Genomic DNA, 18,203 nt, shown 5'->3' with positions numbered 1-18,203 from the left:
AACAATCATGTAAGAAATCATAGTTGATAATAGGAAAGTAGTATATATCAACCTCCACGGCTGCATCCCAGTGTAATGAGTTCGAAACTCAAAGTTGGAGTGCTCGTAGTACTGATGATCGCTTCGTCGGCGGCGTTCGCAGCGAGTGCGAACACGACAGCAAACGTCGACCGTGCTTCAAGTGCGAACGTGGTCACTGACGACGTTGGTCTCATCGGCATTCAGGCTAACTCGTCTTCCGGGGTTGTCCAGCAGAACAGCACCGGCGCAGTGACCGTTGATTTCACACGAGGTAGTGCAAGCGGCGTGAACACAGATTCGCGGTTCGAGATCGGTGATACGAACAACGGGAACGAGTCTTACGCGTTCAACATCACCAACCAAGACGCCGAGAGCCATAGTCTCTCGCTTGACTACACTGGCGCGGACACCGACGCCAGCGCAAACATCGAGTTCCACGTTTACGACGGTTCTGGTACGTCGCTCGGTACTGCCGACGAGGAAGGAACGTCCGCATCGGCTACCCTCTCTTCGGGGCAGACCGTCTTCGTCGTCGTGGTCGTTGACACGCACGGGCTTGACACCAATACCAACCTCTCGGGGACCCTGACGATCTCGATCTAAACGGACCCCGATTTTCGTAACACGTGATCAAACGCCTCGCCGTCGTCCTCGCAATTTTCGCCGCGGTCGCACTTACAGCGCCGGCCTCGCCGATCCACGTCTCGTACGTCTACTCCGACAGCATGGAGCCGACGCTGGACGTGAACGACGGCTACGTCGTCGTCTCGGGGGCGGTCGAGCAGGGCGACATCGCCGTTTTTCACTCGCCCGAGCGAGACGAGTACGTCACCCACCGGGTGGTCGACCGCACCGACGCGGGGTTCGTCACCAAGGGCGACAACAACGACGTGACCGACCAATCCACCGGCTACCCCTACGTCCAGCGCGAGGACATCGTCGGGACGGTGCTGACTGTCGGTGGCGAACCGCTCACCATCCCGAACCTCGGGGTCGTGGCCTCGTTGCTGGCCGGGAACCGGCTGCTCGTCGCCGCTATCGGCGGGCTACTCGTCGTCGGTAGCATGCTGTACGACGCCGGTGACGCCGACCGGCCCGAGCGCTCGGTCGTTCGCGTGAGCGACGTGACCCACCCGCTGCTCGTCGTGGCACTGCTGGCGGCGGTCGGCATCCTCCTCACCGGCGCGGTCACCCACGAGATGACCTTCGTCGCCGTCGACGGCGGGGGCGGCGGCGCGAACACGCTCACCGTGGGCGAACCGGGGACCGAGGAGCTACTGATCTCGGTCCCGTCCCAGTCGTTCACCTACCGGATGCTCGACACCGAGGGGGCGACGGTGACCGCACACGAGGCCAACGCCACGGCGGTCTCGGCGACGCTACGGATCCCCCCGCAGGACACACACGGCACCCATGACGCCTCACTCGCCGTCTATCGATACCCGGCGGTCCTTCCGGAGGGTGTCGTTCGGTCGCTCCACACGACCAGCCCGGTGCTCGCAGCGAGCGCGACGGTCGGCGCACTGTTCGCGCCGATCTTCCTCGTGTACGCCGTGCTGTTCGACGGGAAACAGCCGCTTCGGTTCGGCCGCTCGCAGCGGCGGCCGAACTGGCGGGGGGGCCGATGAGCGGGCGCCGCTCGCGCCGACGCGGGTCGGACCGGACGATTCCGACGCTCGTCCTGATCGCGGGTGTCGCGATCATCGTCGTCGCCGCGTTCGGGAGCGCCGGGGCGGGGTCAGCCTCGTTCGATACGGCGCAAGTCGATCGGAACGGCGCCGTCAACGTCACCGACGACGCGTCGGCCGCCCACGCGCTCGACACCGCCGACGCGGTCCACGTCAACGCGACCGAACCGCTCGTGAACGTCACCAACCGCCTCGGTACCGACGTGACAGTCACGGTCGGCCTCAGGGACGACTCCACCCATATCGGCGACCTCGTGGTCGGCGACACCGTGGCCGGGAACGAGACCTCCTTCGGCCTCGCCGCAGGGGCGACCCAAACAGTGGAGATCGAGATAGCCAACGATAGCACTCTCTCAACCGAAACCGTCTACTTCCACGTTAACGCATCGGGCAACGGAATCGAGGTCACGGCTCCGGATCGGAGCGTGCCGGTGAACTGATGGCGCTGACACCGGGCATCCCGCGGGCGAAACTCTTCGTCGCCGAGCACGGGCGGACTATCGCCGTCGTGCTCGCGGTCGTCGCCGTCATCGCACTGACTGGCGCCGGCTGGGTGTACACCAACCCACCGACGACGACGGTGACCGACCACACCCACGAGCAGCGCTTCGAGTCCGCCGTCGACACGAGCGCGGTCGTCACCGGAGACAGCGCGATGTACCAGTCGGGCCAGCGCGTCGAGAACCAGCCGGTCTACTTCACACAGACGATGCCGAACCTCACGCTCAGCGTCGAGACGGCCGTCCCTGCCGACCAGTCGGTTCGGGTGCAACACCGGCTCGTGCTGGTGATGCAGGCTACTCGCAACGGTGAGGTGTTCTGGGAGCGTACCCGCGTGCTCGTCGACGAGGAGGCCAGTACCACCTCCGGTGTGGCGAACGCCTCGACGACGCTCGACATCCCGGCCCTGATCGACCGGCTCGCCCCGGTCTCCGAGGAGGTCGGTTCCGCGGGCTCGCTGTCCGTCTCGGTCGAACTGACGACGGCCTACGAGAGCGACCGGTATTCGGGTACCCTCACCCAGCAGCGGCCGCTCGGCCTCTCCGGCCAGACGTACACGCTCGATTCGTTCGCAGTCGAGAACCGCGAGAGCACGACCGAAACCCGGACGACGACGCTGCCGACGCGGAACCGCTTGGCGTACGGGGTTCCCGCGGCGGTGGGCGTCGTCGCGCTTCTCTCGTCGGTCGTCGTGTTCGTACTCTACCGTCGCAAGGAGGAGTGGCGGACGCTCGAAGACCGGATCCATCGGGATCGGTACGCCGAGTGGATCTCCGAGGGGTCGCTCCGGGGCGAGGTCGCCGAACGAAGCGTCGCGATGGCGTCGGTCGAGGACCTCGTCGACGTGGCCATCGACCAGGACAAGCGGGTGATCTACGACTCCGAGTTGAACACCCACGCGGTCATCGACGGGCCGGTCGTCTACTACCACGGGTCAATAGACCCCTGGACCACGCCGATGACGCCGGACGAAGACTGAGCCCCGGTCCCGACACGGCTTTCCCGTGCCCACGCCCAGTCCCGCCCATGTCCGATCCCACCGACCCCACCGACCCCCAGCAGGCCTGCTTCGAGGCCGGCATCAAGTTCGGCTCGCTCTACCATCAGTTCGCCGGGACGCCCGTCTCGCCCGCCAGCACGCGCAGCCTCGAGACGGCAATCGCCGAGTCCATCGAGAACCAACCCTACTGCGAGTCGGTCGAGGTGTCGATCCTCGACGACCGCGTCGCCGACGCCATCGACCACGAGGAGGGTCCCGAGAGCGATAGTGAACGGGGCGAGGGGAGTCGCAGTTCCGCGAGCGAGGACGACGAGCGAGCGGAAACGTCTCCCGGTGGGTACACCGAACTCACAGGCTCGCTGATGGAGGTCGAGATGCGCATCGAGTACGAGGGCACTACCGTCCACACGCGCATGGAGATGGATGACGGCTACCCGCTGATGACGCTTCAGTCAGTCGAGGAGTAGCCTGACTCAGCCCCCGCCACGGGGCGCGGTGAAACTGATCGGGTTCCCCCGACTGAACGCCCGGTTGAACCGATCCTGCCCGGAGTTTCAGTTACACCCTGTGGCGATCTTTTTACCCTGCGCGTGTGCAATCTGCCCGCATGAGTCAGACCACGTTCGACGAGGACGACCTGTTCGGCGAGGCCGCCGCGGAGATGCGCAGCGAGGTCGAGGGCCACCTCGCGGACGCCCGCGCGGCGCTGCCCGCCGCCGACGCGGTCTGGGACGTCGAGGCCGACAACACGCTCGGCGCGCTCAACTCCCTCAAGTCCGCACTGGACACCGGCGACGCCGCCGACCACCTCCGCGCGGCCAAGAAGCAGTACGTGATGGGCGAACGTGCCGACGCGTTCGAGGACGCCGACGATCTGGAGGCGGAAATCGACGACCTCGAAGCCCTGCTGGAGGACATCGAGGACGCCCACGCGGACGTGAGCGACCTCGCAGGCACGCTCCCGGCACTCCGCTCGGCGCTGCAGGAAGCCGAGAGCGAGAAAGAGGAAGACGACGAGGAGTAGTCAGTCAGTCCGCTCCCGAACCGCCTCCAGCAGGTCCACCAGCGCGTCGGTCGCTAACTCGGCCAATTCGGCCCCGCGCGCCGCATCTCCCTCGTCGGGGTCGCCGACGACGCCGTTCTCCGTGAACTGGTCGCTGTCGTACGCGAGGTTCACGCCCGAGACCCAGTCCCCCCAGCGCTCGCTCCCGTTCTCGCGGGCGTCGTCGACCCGATCCTCCCGCACCAGTTCTGGGTGTTCGTGCCGCAGCAGTGCCGTCTCCAGCGGGCCGGCGTGACCCATGTCGCTGCTGTGCTCGCCGACGGCTTCGAACCACGTGAACGGCGCCACGAGCGCCGTCTCGTCGCGGGTGAGGCGGGCGGCGACCTCCCGGAGGGCGTCGACGTTGCCGCCGTGGCCGTTGACCAGCACCACCCCGTCCGGGCCGTTGCCGGCCGCGAGGCTCTCGACGACCTCCCGGACGTAGTCGCGGAACGTATCCGGCGACACCCAGAGCGTGCCGTCGAACGCGCGGTGTTCCTCGCTGATCCCGACCGGCATCGTCGGCGCCACGAGCACCGATTCGCCGGTCCCCTTCTCGTAGGCGTCGGCGCTGGCCTCGGCAATGGCCTCGGCGGCGAGGCTGTCGGTCCCGAGCGGTGCGTGGGGGCCGTGGCCCTCGGTCGACCCGACGGGGAGCACGGCGAGGTCGGCGTCGGCGTCGCGAACGTCGGTCCACGTGGCGTCTGCGAGGCGCATACCGGCTGCTGGGGGGCGTGGCGCTTGTAGGCTGTGGGTCGCCCGCTAGAACGCAGTGATCACTGCGACGCCGCCGAGCGTCACCAGCAGGCGCCCCACACTCCCGACGAACGTCGCGAACGCGAACCGGTAGTAGTCCTCCTCGAGCACGGAGAACGCGTAGATGGAGAGCGTGTCGGGGAACGTCGGCACGCAGAGTGCGAGCGCCAGCCCCCCGTAGCCGTACTTCTGGGCCAGCACGACCACCTTCTTCTCGGACCACTCGACCACGTCGAACCGGGAGCGCCGCAGCACCCGGGTCACGGGCCCGGACTCCTTGGCCTCCTGCCCGATGTGGAACGCGAACACCGACCCGGCGGCCTTCCCGACACCGGAGATGAGGATGATCACCGCCAGCCGTCCGGTCCGGCCCAGCCCCAGATCCAGCGGCGCCGCCAGCACGATCTCGCTCACGCCCGGCAGCGCGAACGCGATCAGAAACGAGTAGACGAAGATCGCGACGAGGCCCATCGGCCCGGTCGCCGTCTCGACGAGCGAACTGAGCATCCCGCCCTCGGAAGCGGTGTGCTGGAGGAGGGTGAAGGCGAGTGGGCCGAGACCGGGGACCGGTGACACGGTCATCCTTCGGCCGCCCGACGACCTAAGTCTTCAGGTTCAGTAGCACGCGAGTCACGCGTCGTCCGAGCCATCGCGGGGTTTCCCCTCCTCGGTCACCGGGATCTCTATTTCGTTCGGGCTGCCGGACTCGCCGAACCCCGCCGAGAGCACGCGAGTCAGCGCCTCCTCGACGCTCTCGTCGGTCTCTTGGTAGTCGGTCGGCTTCACCTCGATCACGTAGCCGGTCGTGATGTTCGGCGCCGTCGGGAGAAAGAGCACCTCGCGGCCGTCGGCGGTCTTCTGACCCGTCTTGAACGCAGTCATCCGCATCCCGTTCCAGGGCTCCAGTTTCACGGGCTGCTGGAGGTCGCTGGCACCCGACACTGCGGTCTCGACGGCCAGCTTCGAGGCGTTGTACAGCACCCGGACGCCGGGGACGCGGTTCACGACGTCGTCGAACAACCCCTCGGCGATCTTGCCCAACTGGGTGCGCATCAGGTAGCCCGCCGCGAGCGTGACCGACAGGAACAGCCCCAGCGTGAGCCCCAACTCCAGAGCCAGCGCCGCGGCTTCGACGGTGATCGGCCGCGGGATCCACTCCGCCGGGATCCGGCTTGGCGGGACGCTCAGCGGCAGTGCCAGCAGGTGGCCGATCAGCCACCGCAGCATCAACAGCAGCACGAACACTGGGAGGACGACGATCAGGCCGCTCGCGAAGTCGCGCTTCCACCGGCTCATTCGTCCTGACGTGTCGCCCCGAGAAGTAAAGCCGTACCGCTCCGACGGTCGTCGACGGAGTAGGGTGGATCGGGGCGGAGCGGAGCAGTGCTCAGCAGGCGCGGCGTGCGGGGCGCGGTTCAGATCCCCAGAACCGCCCGCACCGCGAACAGCGCGTTCTCCTTGCGCTCGCGCACCCGGCGGTAGAAGTACGAGAGCCACTTGTCGCCGTAGGGCGCGTACTGCCAGACCTCCTCGCCATCGGCGGCGAGGTCGCGCTGGGCGTCCTGCCGGACCCCCATCAGCATCTGGATCTCGAACTCCCGGTCGTGCTCCTCGCGCAGGTCCCGGGCGTACTCGATCATCTGTGGGTCGTGGCTGCCGACGGCGATCTTCCCCTCGTAGTCGGCAAAGAGCGTCTCGAGGTCCTCGCGGTACTGCTCGTTCACCGCCGACTTCTCCTTGTAGGAGATCTCGGGAGACTCGTCGTACGCACCCTTCACGAGGCGGATCTTCCCGGGCACGTCGGCGAGGCGTTCGAGGTCGTCGCTGGTGCGCTTGAGGTTCGACTGGACACACTGCCCGACGCCGCCCTCGTACTCCCGGGCCAACTCCTCGAAGGCGTTGAGGGTCGTGTCGGTGGTGTCGGCGTCTTCCATGTCACACCAGACGAACACGCCGGCGTCCTGTGCGGCCTCGACGACCGAGCGGTAGTTCGACGTGAACACGTCCTCGCCGATGTCGATGCCGAGCTGTGAGGGTTTGACCGAGATGCAGGCGTCGACGTCGCTGTCGGCGATGTCCCGCACTAGCGCGCGGTAGGCCGTCGCGTCGCTGGCGGCGGCGCTGGGGTCGTCGTAATGTTCGCCGAGAAGGTTCAGGATCACGTTCACGCCCTCGGCGTTCCGAGCGGCGACGTGATCGAGCGCCGTCGCTGGGCTCTCACCGGCGACGAAGTTGCTGGCGATCGGAGGTATCACACCGTTACAGTTCCCGTGCAGCGCCTAAAACCGTTGGGCTCCGGCCGCCGTCACCGCTTCGGCCGTCGAGAGAAGCCGACTCCAACTGTTCGTGCCGGCCCGGAGGGCGCTGAGGTCGGCCGCTTCGACGGTCACCTCGACGGTCCGGCCGTCGCGGGCGACGCTCGCGCCCGCACGGTCGTCGTCGACGCCGCCGACTTCGGGGTCGAGGCTCTCGAAGACGCGTTTCGCCCGGGCAGAAGAGTCGTGCGTAACAGCCAGCGTCGCGGTGTGGGTCGCCGTCACTTCACGTCGACTTCCTTCACGTCGCCGCCGCGCTCCTTCAGCAGGACGCGGTGGCCACAGTAGGGACAGCGCACGCCGCCGTACTCGTCGAGTTCGACGTCGCGCTTACAGCGGGAACACTTGTAGCTCATCGGTCTACTCGTTGTCTTCGGAGAGTGCTGCGCGGATGGATCGCTGCGCCGAGCGGCCGCCCGGCGTCTCCGGCCGGTAGGCGCCGCCGGTGAACGTCTCGCCGGTCTCCTCGTTCTTCCAGATGCCCGTACCAATGCGTTTGACGGAGTCGCCGTCGACCGTGGCGTTCTCCATCGCCGCCTCGATTTCCGAGACGCGTCGTCGCGAGACCCGCCCGTAGCGCGCGCCGAACCGACCGGCGCTGCCGATGGACCGTGCCTTCTGTTCAGCCATAGTGGAGGTGAGTAGCCCCAGTACGCACAAAAACCCTGCGAGTCGCGTCGCCGATCAGCCCTGCTGGAACCCTGCCTCGACCAGCGCCTCGTTCAGCGCCTCGCTGACGCGTTCCCCCGTCTCACGGTTCATCGCCGTCGTTACCACGCGGTTCTCCTGCACGCTGGAGCCGTCACGGATGAGCAGGCGGACGTTCCCGTTCCCGCCGGCGCGGGTCGCCTTCGCACGCACGCCACCGCGGGCGCCGCCGCCCCCGGCCTCGATTGGGCCGGGAATCAGCTTCTTCACGTTCGGGTGGGCGGCGACGGTGTTGACCACGTCGCGACCGTCCCGGCCGCCGATGAGGGTGCTGTGGGAGCCGCCGAGTTTCTCGTCGGGCGGCGTCTCGACCACCTCCAGGGTCCGCTCGCCGCGCTGGCTCCGCACGCGCTCGACGGGGTCCTCGTCGGGCACGCGGTAGAACTGGTGGTGGAGTTGCGCACGACACTCCCGGAGCGGTTCCCGGGCCCCGGCGGCGTACACCTCCTCGGGCCGCTTGCGCCGGATCTCGTCGGCGACTTTCCCGGCGAAGTTCCGGAGTTCGACTACCTCGGCCTCGGGGCCCTCCTCTGGGATGGTGGTGATGGTCGTCTCGCCGACGATTTCGGGCTCCTCGTCCTCGGCGTGGTCGGGCGGGTCCCGGAGGAACGTGAGCGTCGCGCGGTCGCGCTCGAACGCGACGACGACGGCGTCGCAGTTGGCGGTGTCGCAGGCCAGACAGTAGTCACCCGGCCGCGGGAGGTCCGTGCCACACCGCCGACAGTCCATGCAGGAACGTGGCGGCTGGCGGGGAAAAGCGGCGCGCTTGCGGCGCCGTCGCCGTCCCGGGATGCGACCGACTTACAGCTCCATCGGGTCGGTCTTGAGGTACTCCCGGAGCACCGTCGTCGCGTAGCACCCGGAGGGGAGCGCGAACTCGAAGGCGAGCGGGTCGTGAGACACCGCCATCTCCGTGTCAACGAGAATCGCCCGCCGGGTACCGGTCGACTCGAAGTTGCCGGGCAGGTCGAACAGCTCCGGCTCCAGTCCGAGGTCGTCGAACACCTCGCGCTCGATTTCGCCGGGTTCGCCGTCGGCGAACTCCGTTTCGGTGCCGATCAGCGGCGCGGTCACGAACGCCCGGCCGCGCTCGCAGTGGCGCGCGAGCACGTCGACGCGGCTCTCGGTCGCGCGCTGGACCCGGTCGGGGTCGGGCTTCCGGACGGCGTCGATGTCGGTGTCGGCGAAACAGCAGACGTCGCCGGCGACCGGCTTGTGGAACGGGAGCCCCCGTTCGAGTCGCTCGCTCAGGATCCGGTTGAACGCGTAGGACTGCGCGGCGTTGACGAACAGCCGCTGGAGGTTCGACGGCACGGCTTCGAGTGCGTGGCGCCACGGACCAACGTCAGACTCCGTCTGACTGGCTCCCGAATCGCTCGGCGATTCGGGAACGTCGGGTTCATCATCGGCGCCCGCGCTCGGGGACCCGCTCCCGGCTTCCCGCTCCCGGAGCCGGTGGAGCATCGAGCGCTCGTAGCCGAGTTTGCCGGGCATCTCGTCGAGGCAGGCGTCCCAGTCGGGGTCGTCGCTCGCGGCCTGCTCGTCGACGAACTCCCGGGCCACTTGAGTGTCCTCAGGTTCGGCCTCGGCGGGGTTGCCAACGTACGCGAGCACCGCGTCGCGCCACTCCCGGCGGACGATGGCCAGTCCGACCTCGTGGGTGACGGGGCGACGACTGCCGAAGCGCTGGTGACCGAAGACGTTGGGGACGCCGATTCGGTCCCCGTCGCCACCGGCGTCGCCCGCGAACTCCCGGAGCTGATCGGTGATCCCGCCGGCGTTTTCGGGGTCCTCTGGGTCGCGGACCGTGATCTCGAAGGCGTTGCCCGCGAGGTCGCCGTAGGAGAGATGCCGGCCGGCGCGGCCGACGACCTCGATGTCGGCGTCGCGGATCTCCGGGATCTCCTCGGGGTCGGCGTCGGCGACCGAGAACAGCTGGGTCGTGACGGCGTGCTTGTCCTTCGTGCCCGCCCAGTCGATCCGCTCTCGGGAGGCGCCCATCGCGTCCGAGAGTCGACTCGCGAAATCGTTGGTGTCCCAGCCCCGCAGCGTGGCCCGCAGGACGAGGTAGGGATAGTCGCCGTCGGCGCTGTCGGTGGGTTCGGTGTCGAACGCCTCCAGCTCCCGGACCCGGAAATCCTCGGGTCGATCCCGCAGACGGCCGCCGACGCCGTCGGCGTCGCTGACGTACCACTCGACGCCGACCGTGCGCTCGCGGGGGTGGGCCTCTCGCATTGTGCGAACGTACCCCGGCTCCGGAGTTAACCCTGTCCGTCGGCGATGCAGCACGCGGTTTCGGGCTCGGCGACGACGGACGTGGTGGCGGCTAGTACAGCGAGAGGTCGCCGGTCACGCGGTCGACTATCTCGTCCTCGCCGGGGCCGATGGCGACAGTCGTCGCCGTCCCCGGGTCGAGTTGGGTGTGGCCGGCGTCGCGGATCACCGCGTTCGGCAGCCCCTTCCGCTCGGCCCGGTCGGCAAGCTCGAACAGCTGATCCTCGCCGCTGGCTTTCAGCACGACCTTCTTCTGGCCCTCGCCCTTCCAGGCCTTTCTGGTGCGCTCGTCGGTGTCCTCGTAGGCCGAGAGCGAGGCGTGTGCCACCTGTGCGGCCAGCTTTCCGGTCCCCATCCCGATGTCGGTCCGCGCGACAATCGCCTGCTTCATACCCGGCTCTCCCGCGGCCGGCGGGAAAGCGCTTCGGGACCGCCGGGGAGAAACGACTTTGTTCCGCGAGGCTCACGATAGAACGATGGTTGGTCCCCGAACGCCCCTCCTCCGACCGGATCGGTACTTCGAACAGCACGACGGCTCGCCGCCGTTGGCCCACGCGGCCATCGTCGTCGCCGTCGTCACCGTCGCCGTCGCGGCCGGGATGGCCGTGCTCATCGACCAGTTCGCGGCCGCGCTGGACACGACGGTCACCGTCGACAACCCGGCCTACCCCGGCGACTCGTTCTGCGAGGGCTCGACGTTCGAGAACACGCTCTCGGGCTGTGACGAGCCCAAAACCGTCGAGCGGAACCTCGGCGCCATGGTCGCCGACGAACTCTCGTGGCTCGCGCCGGCGTCAGTCGTGCTCGTCCCGCTCTGGTGGCTGATTCAGGCGGGCGTGCTCTACGTCGCTGGCTCGATGGCGGGCGGGTCCGGACGCTTCGTCGACGTGGCGACGGTCGCTGGCTGGGGGATGGCGCCGAGCCTCCTCCGACTCGTCGCCGTACTCGGGTTCACGATCCAGCGGCTCCAGTCGGTCTCGGTTCCAAACAACCCCGAGAACGCCATCGCGGTGCTCCAGTCGGCGATCTCGGGTATCGAGGTGGTCGGCATCGTGGCGGTGCTAGTCGTCGCGGTCTGGGCCGGCGCGATCCGGATCTTCGGGCTGGCCGAGGCTCACGACGTTCCGGCGTCGACAGCGGGGGTCATCGTCGGCGTGCTCACCGTGATCGGGTTCGTCTTCGAACTGGGCTGAGCCGCTGTTCGCGGCGTCCCCGGCGGCGCTCCCGTGTGAACGCTCAGCCCGGTGCCCGACTCGTGGACCGTCGTGTTTAGGCACCCCCGGGCCCTGCATCTCGGGTATGATCCTCTCGGACCGCGACATCCTTCGCCGGATGGAGGCTGGCGACCTCGTGATCGACCCCATCGAGGACTTAGACCAGCAGATCCAGCCAGCGAGCGTCGACCTCCGGCTTGGCGAGGAGTTCCTCGAGTTCCAGCGCACGAACATCTCCTGTATCCATCCGAACCGCGAGGAGGAGGTCGGCGACTACGTCACCGAGACCACCGTCCCCGAGGGCGAGGAGTTCATCCTCCACCCCGGCGACTTCGTGCTCGGCACGACCAAGGAGCGCGTCGAGGTGCCCGCCAACCTGATCGCGACCGTGCAGGGCCGTTCCTCGCTTGGCCGCCTCGCGGTCGTGATTCACGCCACCGCGGGCATCGTCGACCCGGGCTACGAGGGCCAGATCACGCTGGAACTCTCGAACCTCGGCACCGCGCCGGTCGCGCTCTCGCCGGGGATGCGGGTCTCACAGCTCATCTTCACCGAACTCTCCTCGCCCGCCGAGCGCCCCTACGGCGTCGAGCGCGACTCGAAGTACCAGAACCAGTCGGGCCCACAGGCCTCCCGGATCGGCACGGATCCGGAGTTCACGGGGAGCGACGAATGAAGTTCGTCGAGGAGGTCGTCGTCGACGCCTTCCTCCCGACCTATCGGGCGATGCTGGCCGAGCGCCTGCGGGAGCGCGGGCTGACACAGGCCGAAGTCGCCGACCTGCTGGGCGTGAGCCAGTCGGCCGTCTCGAAGTACGCCCACGGCGAGGTCGAGGGCCACCCGGACGTGAAACGCGACGAGCGAGTCACAGCACTCACGGACCGCGTCGCCGAGGGGCTGGCAGACGGGACGCTCAGCCGCGTCGGCGCGCTGGTCGAGGCGGAGGTACTGATCCGGCAGTTGGAGGACGGCGACCTGCTCGCGCGCCTCCACGAGGAAGCCGTCCCGGAACTCGCCGAGGCCGACGCCACGTTCGCGGTCCACGACGCCGAGTCGACGCTGCGCACGAGCGAGCAGGTGCTCGCGTCGGTCCGCCGGGGCTTGCGCGTGCTCACGAACGTCTCCGGATTCGCCGACCTCATCCCCAACGTCGGCACGAACCTCGTCGAGGCGCTCCCGGATCCTACCGGCATCGAGGATGTCGCCGCGGTGCCGGGTCGGATCGTCGACGTGAGCGGCAGCGCGACGGTGCCGGGCGACCCGGCGTTCGGCGTCAGCGAGCACGTCGCCGGCATCCTGCTGGCGGCCCGTGAAGCCGGCTCCGACGCCAGCGCCGCGGTGAACGTCGTCTACGACGCGGATATCGTCGACGCCTTCGCCGACGCGGGCTACACGACGGTTCAGTTCGACACCGAGGCAGCCGACGCCGTTACGACGGCTGTCGCGGGCGCCGACCTCGAAGACGGCGAGCCGTTCGTGCTCTACCAGACCGGCGCACACGGCGTCGAGCCCATCACCTACGTCATCGGCCGGGACGCCCCGACGGTCGCGAACGCCGTCGTCGAGACGCTGCTGCGCTAGATCAGGCCGAAGAGTGGTGCGGCCAGCGCGGCCGCCCACGCCGCAAGTCCGGCGGCGACGACGCGCCGGTGGTTCTCCGCTGCGCCGAACGCGACGACGCCGAGCGCCGCTGCCAGCGCGACGCGGTGCTGGACGATCCGTGCTGGGACGTCGGCGACGCCGACGAACCCCAGATCCAGCACGGTCGCGATAGTCAGACTCCCGAGCGCCAGCACCCCAGCACGGACGGGCGGCCGCCCGCGGGCAAACCGAGCCACGAGCAGCGGCGGTCCGGCAGCCAGCACGGGGTAGCCAATCGCGACGAACAGTTTGGGGTTCACGCCGGGTGCGACTGCCTCGGCGGCGAGACCCCACGTGCGGACGCCGACGACGACCGCGAGCGGCGCCGCGGCAACGGCGAGGTCGGCGCGCTGGAGGCGCCGGGTCGTCAGCGGCACCGCAGCCGCAAGCAGCGCGGCCGACGCGAACTCCACGACCAGCCACGAGCCGTCGCTGCCACCACCCGTGTTTCCGTGGGTCGCCCGCGAGACGTCGGCGACGAACGGCTCGTCGGCCAGATCCCGCTCGACGAACGCCGCGCCGGGTTCGACGCCCGTGACGGTGTGACGGAGGCGGAACCAGTCCCAGTACTCCGTGTGGGCCTGCAGCGCGGTCCAGTTGCCCGACGCGCTGGGGTAGGCTCGGATGTGGGTTCGCTCGCCGAAGTAGGTGCCAACCGCAAGCTGGTAGGCCGGCGGGATCCATTCGCCCGAGCCCCCGTGGTCGCCGCTGACGTAGGAGTAGCGAACCGAGCCGTGGGCCGGGCGCCACGGCGAGACGCTGACGGTGGCGTTCGGGTCGACCTGCGACCAGTTCTCGTCGGAGCGGGCGGTGAACGCCCGGCTGACTCGGTCGGGTTCGCCGTGGACGACGACGTTGAGCGCGAGCGTCCGCCCCTCGGTCGACCGGTGGCGGCTGGTGTAGGGCCAGACGTAGCTCTCGGTGCCGTCGGGGGCGACCAACTGGTCGGCCGGAGGCGCGCTCGCCTGCTCGGCGCCGGACGACCCCGCGACTGTCGCGCCGGCGAGGCCGGCGACGAGCAGCAGCACGACGGCGAGCACGCGACGGCGCACGGCGACCCATTTTGGAGCCGACGACAATACTCTTTCCCGCTGCTCGGAGTGTCCAGCCCCATTGAGGCCCGGTGGCGCTCGCTTTATCCGGCGAGGCGCCCAATTACGCCCATGAACATGCTCGTCGACGGCGAGTGGCGGACCGACGCGTACGAGTCCACGGACGAGGCGGGGGAGTTCGACCGCCAGGAGACCAGTTTCCGGAACTGGCTCGACGGCAGCGTCGCCGCGGCGGGCGAGGCACCGAAGTCCACCGAGTTCCCTGCCGAGTCGGGGCGCTACCACCTGTACATCTGCCGGGCCTGCCCGTGGGCCCACCGCGCGGCGATGACCCGACAGCTTCGTGGCCTGCAGGACGACATCAGCATCTCGCTGGTCCAGCCAGAGCGCTACGACGAGGGCTGGGAGTTCTCCGCGGAGCACCCGGACCCGCTCGGTGGCCACGACTACCTGCGTGAGGTGTACACCGACGCCGACCCCGAATTCACCGGTCGCGTGACCGTCCCGGTCCTCTGGGACAAGCAGGAGGAGACCATCGTCAACAACGAGTCGAGCGAGATCATGCGGATGCTCGACACCGCGTTCGACGGTAACGACGCCTCGCTCTACCCCGCGGATCTTCGAGAAGAGATCGACGAGATCGTCGACGCCATCTACGACCCGATCAACAACGGCGTCTACCGCGCCGGCTTCGCGGGCACGCAGGCGGCCTACGAGAACGCCGTCGATGACCTGTTCGACGCGCTCGACCACTGGGAGGGCGTGCTGGCCGAGCAGCGATATCTGGCGGGCGACGGCGAGCGACTGACGCTCGCGGACGTGGCGATGTTCGCAACGCTGGTCCGATTCGACCACGTCTACCACACCCACTTCAAGTGCAACCGCCGGGCGATCCACGAGTACCCGAACCTCTGGGGGTACACGAAAGATCTCTACCAGACCCCGGGCGAACCCTCGGGTTCGTCGGACGGACGAACGGGGAGTGAAACGACCCGTGAGTCGGGCGTCCCTGAGACGGTGAACATGGACCACATCACCCGGCACTACTACGTCAGCCACGGCGACATCAACCCCAAGCGAATCGTCGCGGTGGGTCCGGATATCGACTTCACCGAGCCCCACAGCCGCGACGAACTCCCTGGCGGCCCGCCCGCAACGCTGTTCGAGTAAGCCGACCACCAGTTCCTTGCCCCGGCCGGTCGGAACGACCGGTATGGCCCTCCCTGCCACGTCCGACCTATTCGGCGCGGCGATGCTCGTCGTCGGCGCCGTCGTCCTCCTCGTGAGTCTCCGGTACGTCTGGCGCGCCGTGGCCGTCTATCGCGCCACGCCGACCGATTCGCTCGCCAGGGCGCCTCCGGGATCGCTCGTTCGCCTCGACGGCACCGCGGAAGCAAGCGACGAAGGGACGCTGACGGCACCATTCTCCGGGCGTGAGTCGCTGGCGCTGCGCTACGCCGTCGAGGAGCGTCGGCTCGGCCTGTATCTGCTCCCGTGGTTCGTGACGATCCACGAGCGCGCCGGCTCGGTGCCGTTCCGCCTCCGGACTCCCGAGGGCGTCGTCGACGTGGTCGAGCCGACCCGGACGGTCACGCTGGGCCGGGAGGTCGTCGCGACGGTCGCGCCGGGGGAGACACCGCCGGAGCGCGTCGCGGGCTTCGAGGCCCGGACTGACGCGGTTCCGACGACGACGGTGTGGTACGCGCGACCGTTCGGAGTCGGCGCCGTCGCAAGTGCGCTCTCGCTGGGCACGCGGCGGTACAGTGAGCAGCGCGCGACGCCGGGCGACGACGTGACCGTCGTCGGTCGAGTCACCGCCGCCGGCGTCGATCCGTTGGTGGTCTCGGATCGCTCGCCCGTCGGAACCGTCCGGCGGATGGCGAGTACGTCGCTTGCCGGTCTGGCGGTCGGCGCCGTCGCGCTCTCGCTCGGCGTCCTGTTGCTCGTCGCCTGAGCCGCCCGTTACGCCGGGTGGTCGTCGTGGAGCGGATCCAGCGGGATCACTTGCGTCCCGTGCTGGGTTTCGACGACGTCCACGTCGATTTCGAACACCGTCGCGAGGGTTTCCCGCGTGATGACCTCCCCGGGATCGCCGCGGGCGTACACTGACCCGTCTTTGAGCGCGACGACGTGGTCGGCGTAGCGCGCGGCCTGATTGATGTCGTGGAGCACCAGCACGACCGTGATGCCGCCCCGGTCGCGCAGCGTCTCGACGATCTCCATCACCTCCAGTTGGTGGTGGGGGTCGAGGAACGTCGTCGGCTCGTCGAGCAGTAGCACGTCCGTCTCCTGGGCCAGCGCCATCGCGATCCAGACGAGCTGTTTCTGCCCGCCGCTGAGGCTGTCGACGTCCCGGTCGCGCAGATGGTCGATGCCGGCCAACTGGATCGCCTCGTCGACGGCCGCCAGATCCGACTCGTCCGGCGAATCGAAAAAGCCCGTGTGGGGGTATCGGCCCCGTTCGACGAGATCCACGACGGAGACGCCCGAGGGGACGGCGTTCTCCTGAGAGAGCAGCCCGAGCGTCCGAGCGAGTTCCTTCGAGCCGAACTCCTCGATGGTCCGGCCGTCGAGCAGCACCGTCCCGTCGTCGGGAGAAATCTTGTTCGCGAGTCCTTTCAACAACGTGCTCTTCCCGCTCCCGTTCGGGCCGATGAGTGCCGTCACCGCGTCCGGCGGGACGGCGACGGACTCGCAGTCGATGACCGGCGTCTCCAGCCCGGGATAGCCAACGACGAGGTCCGACCCGGAGAAGTCGGATGCTTCTGGGCCCGCGGTGGGTTCCGGGTTGGTCTCCGTGCTGGTCACCGTGCTACTCGCGGACCGATCCGCGGCGTCGTCGTCCGGTTCTCGGCCGTTCCGCAGTGACCCGTCGCTCATAGTTCACCCAGATTCGTCTTCTTGCGCATCAGGTAGAGGAAGTACGGGCCGCCGACGATGCCGGTGATGACCCCAACCGGAAGCTGAACGGGGCTCAGCGCCAGCCGCGCGCCCACGTCCGCGCTGACCAGCAGCGCGGGCCCGAGGAACAGACAGCCAGCCAGCAGCAGTTTCGACTCGCTGCCGACGATGTTCCGCACCATGTGCGGGACGATGAGGCCGACGAAGCCGATGAGGCCCGCGACGGCGATGGCCGCAGCCGTCGAGAGCACGCCGATGCCGGCGATGGCGAACCGCATCTTCTCGACGGGCATCCCCAGGGAGTCCGCGCGGTCCTCGCCGAGCAACAGCACGTCCAACTCCTGTGTCACGGCAAAGGCCAGCGCCATCGCGAGCACGGTGAACGGGAGCGCGATCCGGACCTCCTCCCAGCCCGCGTTCATCAGCGTGCCGGAAAGCCACGCCTGTGCGGACATCGCGACCCCCAGGTCGTCGATGAAGAAAAACAGCGCGCGCTGGACCGAGCCGAAGACGGTACCGACGACGACGCCAGCGAGGACCAACCGCACGGGACTGGTGCCGTTCTTCCAGGCGATGGCATAAACCAGGAGGAACGCGAGCGCGCCGCCGACCGCGGCGAATATAGGGAGGAACGGCATGAGGCCGTAGAACGTCGTCAGCGTGAGCAGCACGACGAGGCCGGCGCCGTCGCTGACCCCGAGGATGTACGGGCTGGCGAGTTCGTTGCGCGTGATGATCTGAAACAACGCACCCGACACCGCGAGGTTCGCGCCGACGATGGCGCCGACGAGGATGCGGGGCAGCCGGAGGTTCCAGACGATGACCTGCTGGCGGGTCAGCCACTCGGGCACGTCCGCGCCGAGGAACGTCCACCGCCAGATTTCGGGGTTGAACAGGATCTCCGCGTCGAACACGGTCTGCCAGGCCTCGCCCAGCGTCAGCGGGTAGGCGCCGAAGCTCACCTGCAGTATCGTCGACCCGAGCAGGACGGCGACGCTGCCGACGACGATGAGCGCGAGTTTGGAGGTGGCGTACCAGTCGGTTCCGGCGGCACGCAGCGCCGCGAGTCGGTCGAGTACTCGCCCCATCA

At 68.5% G+C, this 18,203-nt stretch carries 24 protein-coding genes; 11 read left to right on the top strand and 13 right to left on the bottom strand.

Annotated features, from left to right (window positions below):
• The first annotated feature begins 75 nt into the window (after positions 1 to 75).
• The 6 genes from J2753_RS02385 (at position 76) to J2753_RS02360 (ending at position 4,234) form a co-directional block, all read left to right on the top strand.
• The gene (locus J2753_RS02385) at positions 76 to 624 is read left to right on the top strand and encodes a hypothetical protein (protein ID WP_209490104.1); all 549 of its coding nucleotides are present in this window, start codon (positions 76 to 78) and stop codon (positions 622 to 624) included.
• A 23-nt stretch (positions 625 to 647) separates the two neighbouring features.
• Complete coding sequence (locus J2753_RS02380) at positions 648 to 1,649, top strand: signal peptidase I (RefSeq protein WP_209490102.1); 1,002 nt, start codon at positions 648 to 650, stop codon at positions 1,647 to 1,649.
• Complete coding sequence (locus J2753_RS02375) at positions 1,646 to 2,149, top strand: hypothetical protein (RefSeq protein WP_209490100.1); 504 nt, start codon at positions 1,646 to 1,648, stop codon at positions 2,147 to 2,149. Before J2753_RS02380 ends, J2753_RS02375 begins: the two co-directional genes overlap by 4 nt.
• A complete protein-coding gene (locus J2753_RS02370; RefSeq protein WP_209490098.1) occupies positions 2,149 to 3,189 on the top strand; it encodes a DUF5305 family protein in 1,041 nt (346 codons plus the stop codon). Before J2753_RS02375 ends, J2753_RS02370 begins: the two co-directional genes overlap by 1 nt.
• 47 nt (positions 3,190 to 3,236) lie before the next feature.
• Entirely contained in the window at positions 3,237 to 3,677 is a 441-nt protein-coding gene (locus J2753_RS02365; protein WP_209490096.1) for a dihydroneopterin aldolase family protein, read from the top strand.
• 140 nt (positions 3,678 to 3,817) lie between these two features.
• Positions 3,818 to 4,234 (top strand): DUF5790 family protein, encoded by a 417-nt coding sequence (locus J2753_RS02360; RefSeq protein WP_209490094.1) that lies wholly within the window; start codon positions 3,818 to 3,820, stop codon positions 4,232 to 4,234.
• Here J2753_RS02360 and J2753_RS02355 read toward each other — a convergent pair whose 3' ends face one another.
• The 10 genes from J2753_RS02355 to pth2 form a co-directional block, all read right to left on the bottom strand.
• Positions 4,235 to 4,969 (bottom strand): creatininase family protein, encoded by a 735-nt coding sequence (locus J2753_RS02355; protein WP_209490092.1) that lies wholly within the window; start codon positions 4,967 to 4,969, stop codon positions 4,235 to 4,237. It lies immediately after the preceding gene.
• 45 nt (positions 4,970 to 5,014) lie between these two features.
• Positions 5,015 to 5,515, bottom strand: a complete 501-nt coding sequence (locus J2753_RS02350) for a YqaA family protein (RefSeq protein ID WP_345777176.1) — start codon at positions 5,513 to 5,515, stop codon at positions 5,015 to 5,017.
• 123 nt (positions 5,516 to 5,638) lie between these two features.
• Complete coding sequence (locus J2753_RS02345; protein WP_209490088.1) at positions 5,639 to 6,304, bottom strand: DUF502 domain-containing protein; 666 nt, start codon at positions 6,302 to 6,304, stop codon at positions 5,639 to 5,641.
• Positions 6,305 to 6,423: 119 nt separating this feature from the next.
• A complete protein-coding gene (locus J2753_RS02340) occupies positions 6,424 to 7,263 on the bottom strand; it encodes a proline dehydrogenase family protein (protein ID WP_209490086.1) in 840 nt (279 codons plus the stop codon).
• 24 nt (positions 7,264 to 7,287) lie between these two features.
• A complete protein-coding gene (locus J2753_RS02335; RefSeq protein WP_209490084.1) occupies positions 7,288 to 7,548 on the bottom strand; it encodes a KEOPS complex subunit Pcc1 in 261 nt (86 codons plus the stop codon).
• Entirely contained in the window at positions 7,545 to 7,679 is a 135-nt protein-coding gene (locus J2753_RS02330) for a DNA-directed RNA polymerase subunit P (protein ID WP_049981803.1), read from the bottom strand. Before J2753_RS02330 ends, J2753_RS02335 begins: the two co-directional genes overlap by 4 nt.
• A 4-nt stretch (positions 7,680 to 7,683) precedes the next feature.
• Positions 7,684 to 7,953, bottom strand: coding sequence for a 50S ribosomal protein L37ae (locus J2753_RS02325; protein ID WP_209490083.1), 270 nt, complete (start codon positions 7,951 to 7,953; stop codon positions 7,684 to 7,686).
• A gap of 54 nt (positions 7,954 to 8,007) precedes the next feature.
• Positions 8,008 to 8,760, bottom strand: a complete 753-nt coding sequence (locus J2753_RS02320; protein ID WP_209490081.1) for a DUF2103 domain-containing protein — start codon at positions 8,758 to 8,760, stop codon at positions 8,008 to 8,010.
• A gap of 72 nt (positions 8,761 to 8,832) precedes the next feature.
• On the bottom strand, positions 8,833 to 10,266 hold the full coding sequence (gene truD / locus J2753_RS02315) for a tRNA pseudouridine(13) synthase TruD (RefSeq protein ID WP_209490079.1): 1,434 nt from the start codon (positions 10,264 to 10,266) through the stop codon (positions 8,833 to 8,835).
• Between the two features lie 91 nt (positions 10,267 to 10,357).
• Positions 10,358 to 10,696, bottom strand: a complete 339-nt coding sequence (gene pth2, locus J2753_RS02310) for a peptidyl-tRNA hydrolase Pth2 (protein ID WP_209490077.1) — start codon at positions 10,694 to 10,696, stop codon at positions 10,358 to 10,360.
• Positions 10,697 to 10,781: 85 nt separating this feature from the next.
• On the opposite strand from pth2, the gene J2753_RS02305 reads away from it, so the two are divergent.
• The 3 genes from J2753_RS02305 (at position 10,782) to J2753_RS02295 (ending at position 13,100) form a co-directional block, all read left to right on the top strand.
• Entirely contained in the window at positions 10,782 to 11,498 is a 717-nt protein-coding gene (locus tag J2753_RS02305; protein ID WP_209490075.1) for a YIP1 family protein, read from the top strand.
• A 106-nt stretch (positions 11,499 to 11,604) separates the two neighbouring features.
• Positions 11,605 to 12,195 carry a dCTP deaminase gene (dcd, locus tag J2753_RS02300; protein ID WP_209490073.1) on the top strand — a complete coding sequence of 197 codons (591 nt, stop codon included), beginning with the start codon at positions 11,605 to 11,607 and terminating at the stop codon, positions 12,193 to 12,195.
• Complete coding sequence (locus J2753_RS02295) at positions 12,192 to 13,100, top strand: thiamine-phosphate synthase family protein (protein ID WP_209490071.1); 909 nt, start codon at positions 12,192 to 12,194, stop codon at positions 13,098 to 13,100. The genes dcd and J2753_RS02295 overlap by 4 nt, the downstream gene beginning before the upstream one ends.
• Here J2753_RS02295 and J2753_RS02290 read toward each other — a convergent pair.
• On the bottom strand, positions 13,097 to 14,212 hold the full coding sequence (locus J2753_RS02290; protein ID WP_209490069.1) for a hypothetical protein: 1,116 nt from the start codon (positions 14,210 to 14,212) through the stop codon (positions 13,097 to 13,099). The genes J2753_RS02295 and J2753_RS02290 overlap by 4 nt on opposite strands.
• A gap of 111 nt (positions 14,213 to 14,323) precedes the next feature.
• On the opposite strand from J2753_RS02290, the gene J2753_RS02285 reads away from it, so the two are divergent.
• Both J2753_RS02285 and J2753_RS02280 read left to right on the top strand, forming a co-directional pair.
• A complete protein-coding gene (locus tag J2753_RS02285) occupies positions 14,324 to 15,382 on the top strand; it encodes a glutathione S-transferase family protein (protein ID WP_209490067.1) in 1,059 nt (352 codons plus the stop codon).
• 43 nt (positions 15,383 to 15,425) lie between these two features.
• Positions 15,426 to 16,166 carry a hypothetical protein gene (locus tag J2753_RS02280; RefSeq protein WP_209490065.1) on the top strand — a complete coding sequence of 247 codons (741 nt, stop codon included), beginning with the start codon at positions 15,426 to 15,428 and terminating at the stop codon, positions 16,164 to 16,166.
• 8 nt (positions 16,167 to 16,174) lie between these two features.
• Here the strand turns inward: J2753_RS02280 and J2753_RS02275 are convergent, their stop codons facing one another.
• Positions 16,175 to 17,092 (bottom strand): ABC transporter ATP-binding protein, encoded by a 918-nt coding sequence (locus tag J2753_RS02275; RefSeq protein ID WP_209490063.1) that lies wholly within the window; start codon positions 17,090 to 17,092, stop codon positions 16,175 to 16,177.
• Complete coding sequence (locus tag J2753_RS02270; protein ID WP_209490061.1) at positions 17,089 to 18,201, bottom strand: FecCD family ABC transporter permease; 1,113 nt, start codon at positions 18,199 to 18,201, stop codon at positions 17,089 to 17,091. The genes J2753_RS02275 and J2753_RS02270 overlap by 4 nt, the downstream gene beginning before the upstream one ends.
• Positions 18,202 to 18,203: the final 2 nt, after the last annotated feature.

The organism is Halolamina salifodinae (genome assembly GCF_017874235.1).
In the GTDB taxonomy this organism is placed as follows: domain Archaea; phylum Halobacteriota; class Halobacteria; order Halobacteriales; family Haloferacaceae; genus Halolamina; species Halolamina salifodinae.
This window is presented reverse-complemented; position numbering and strand designations above follow the sequence as displayed.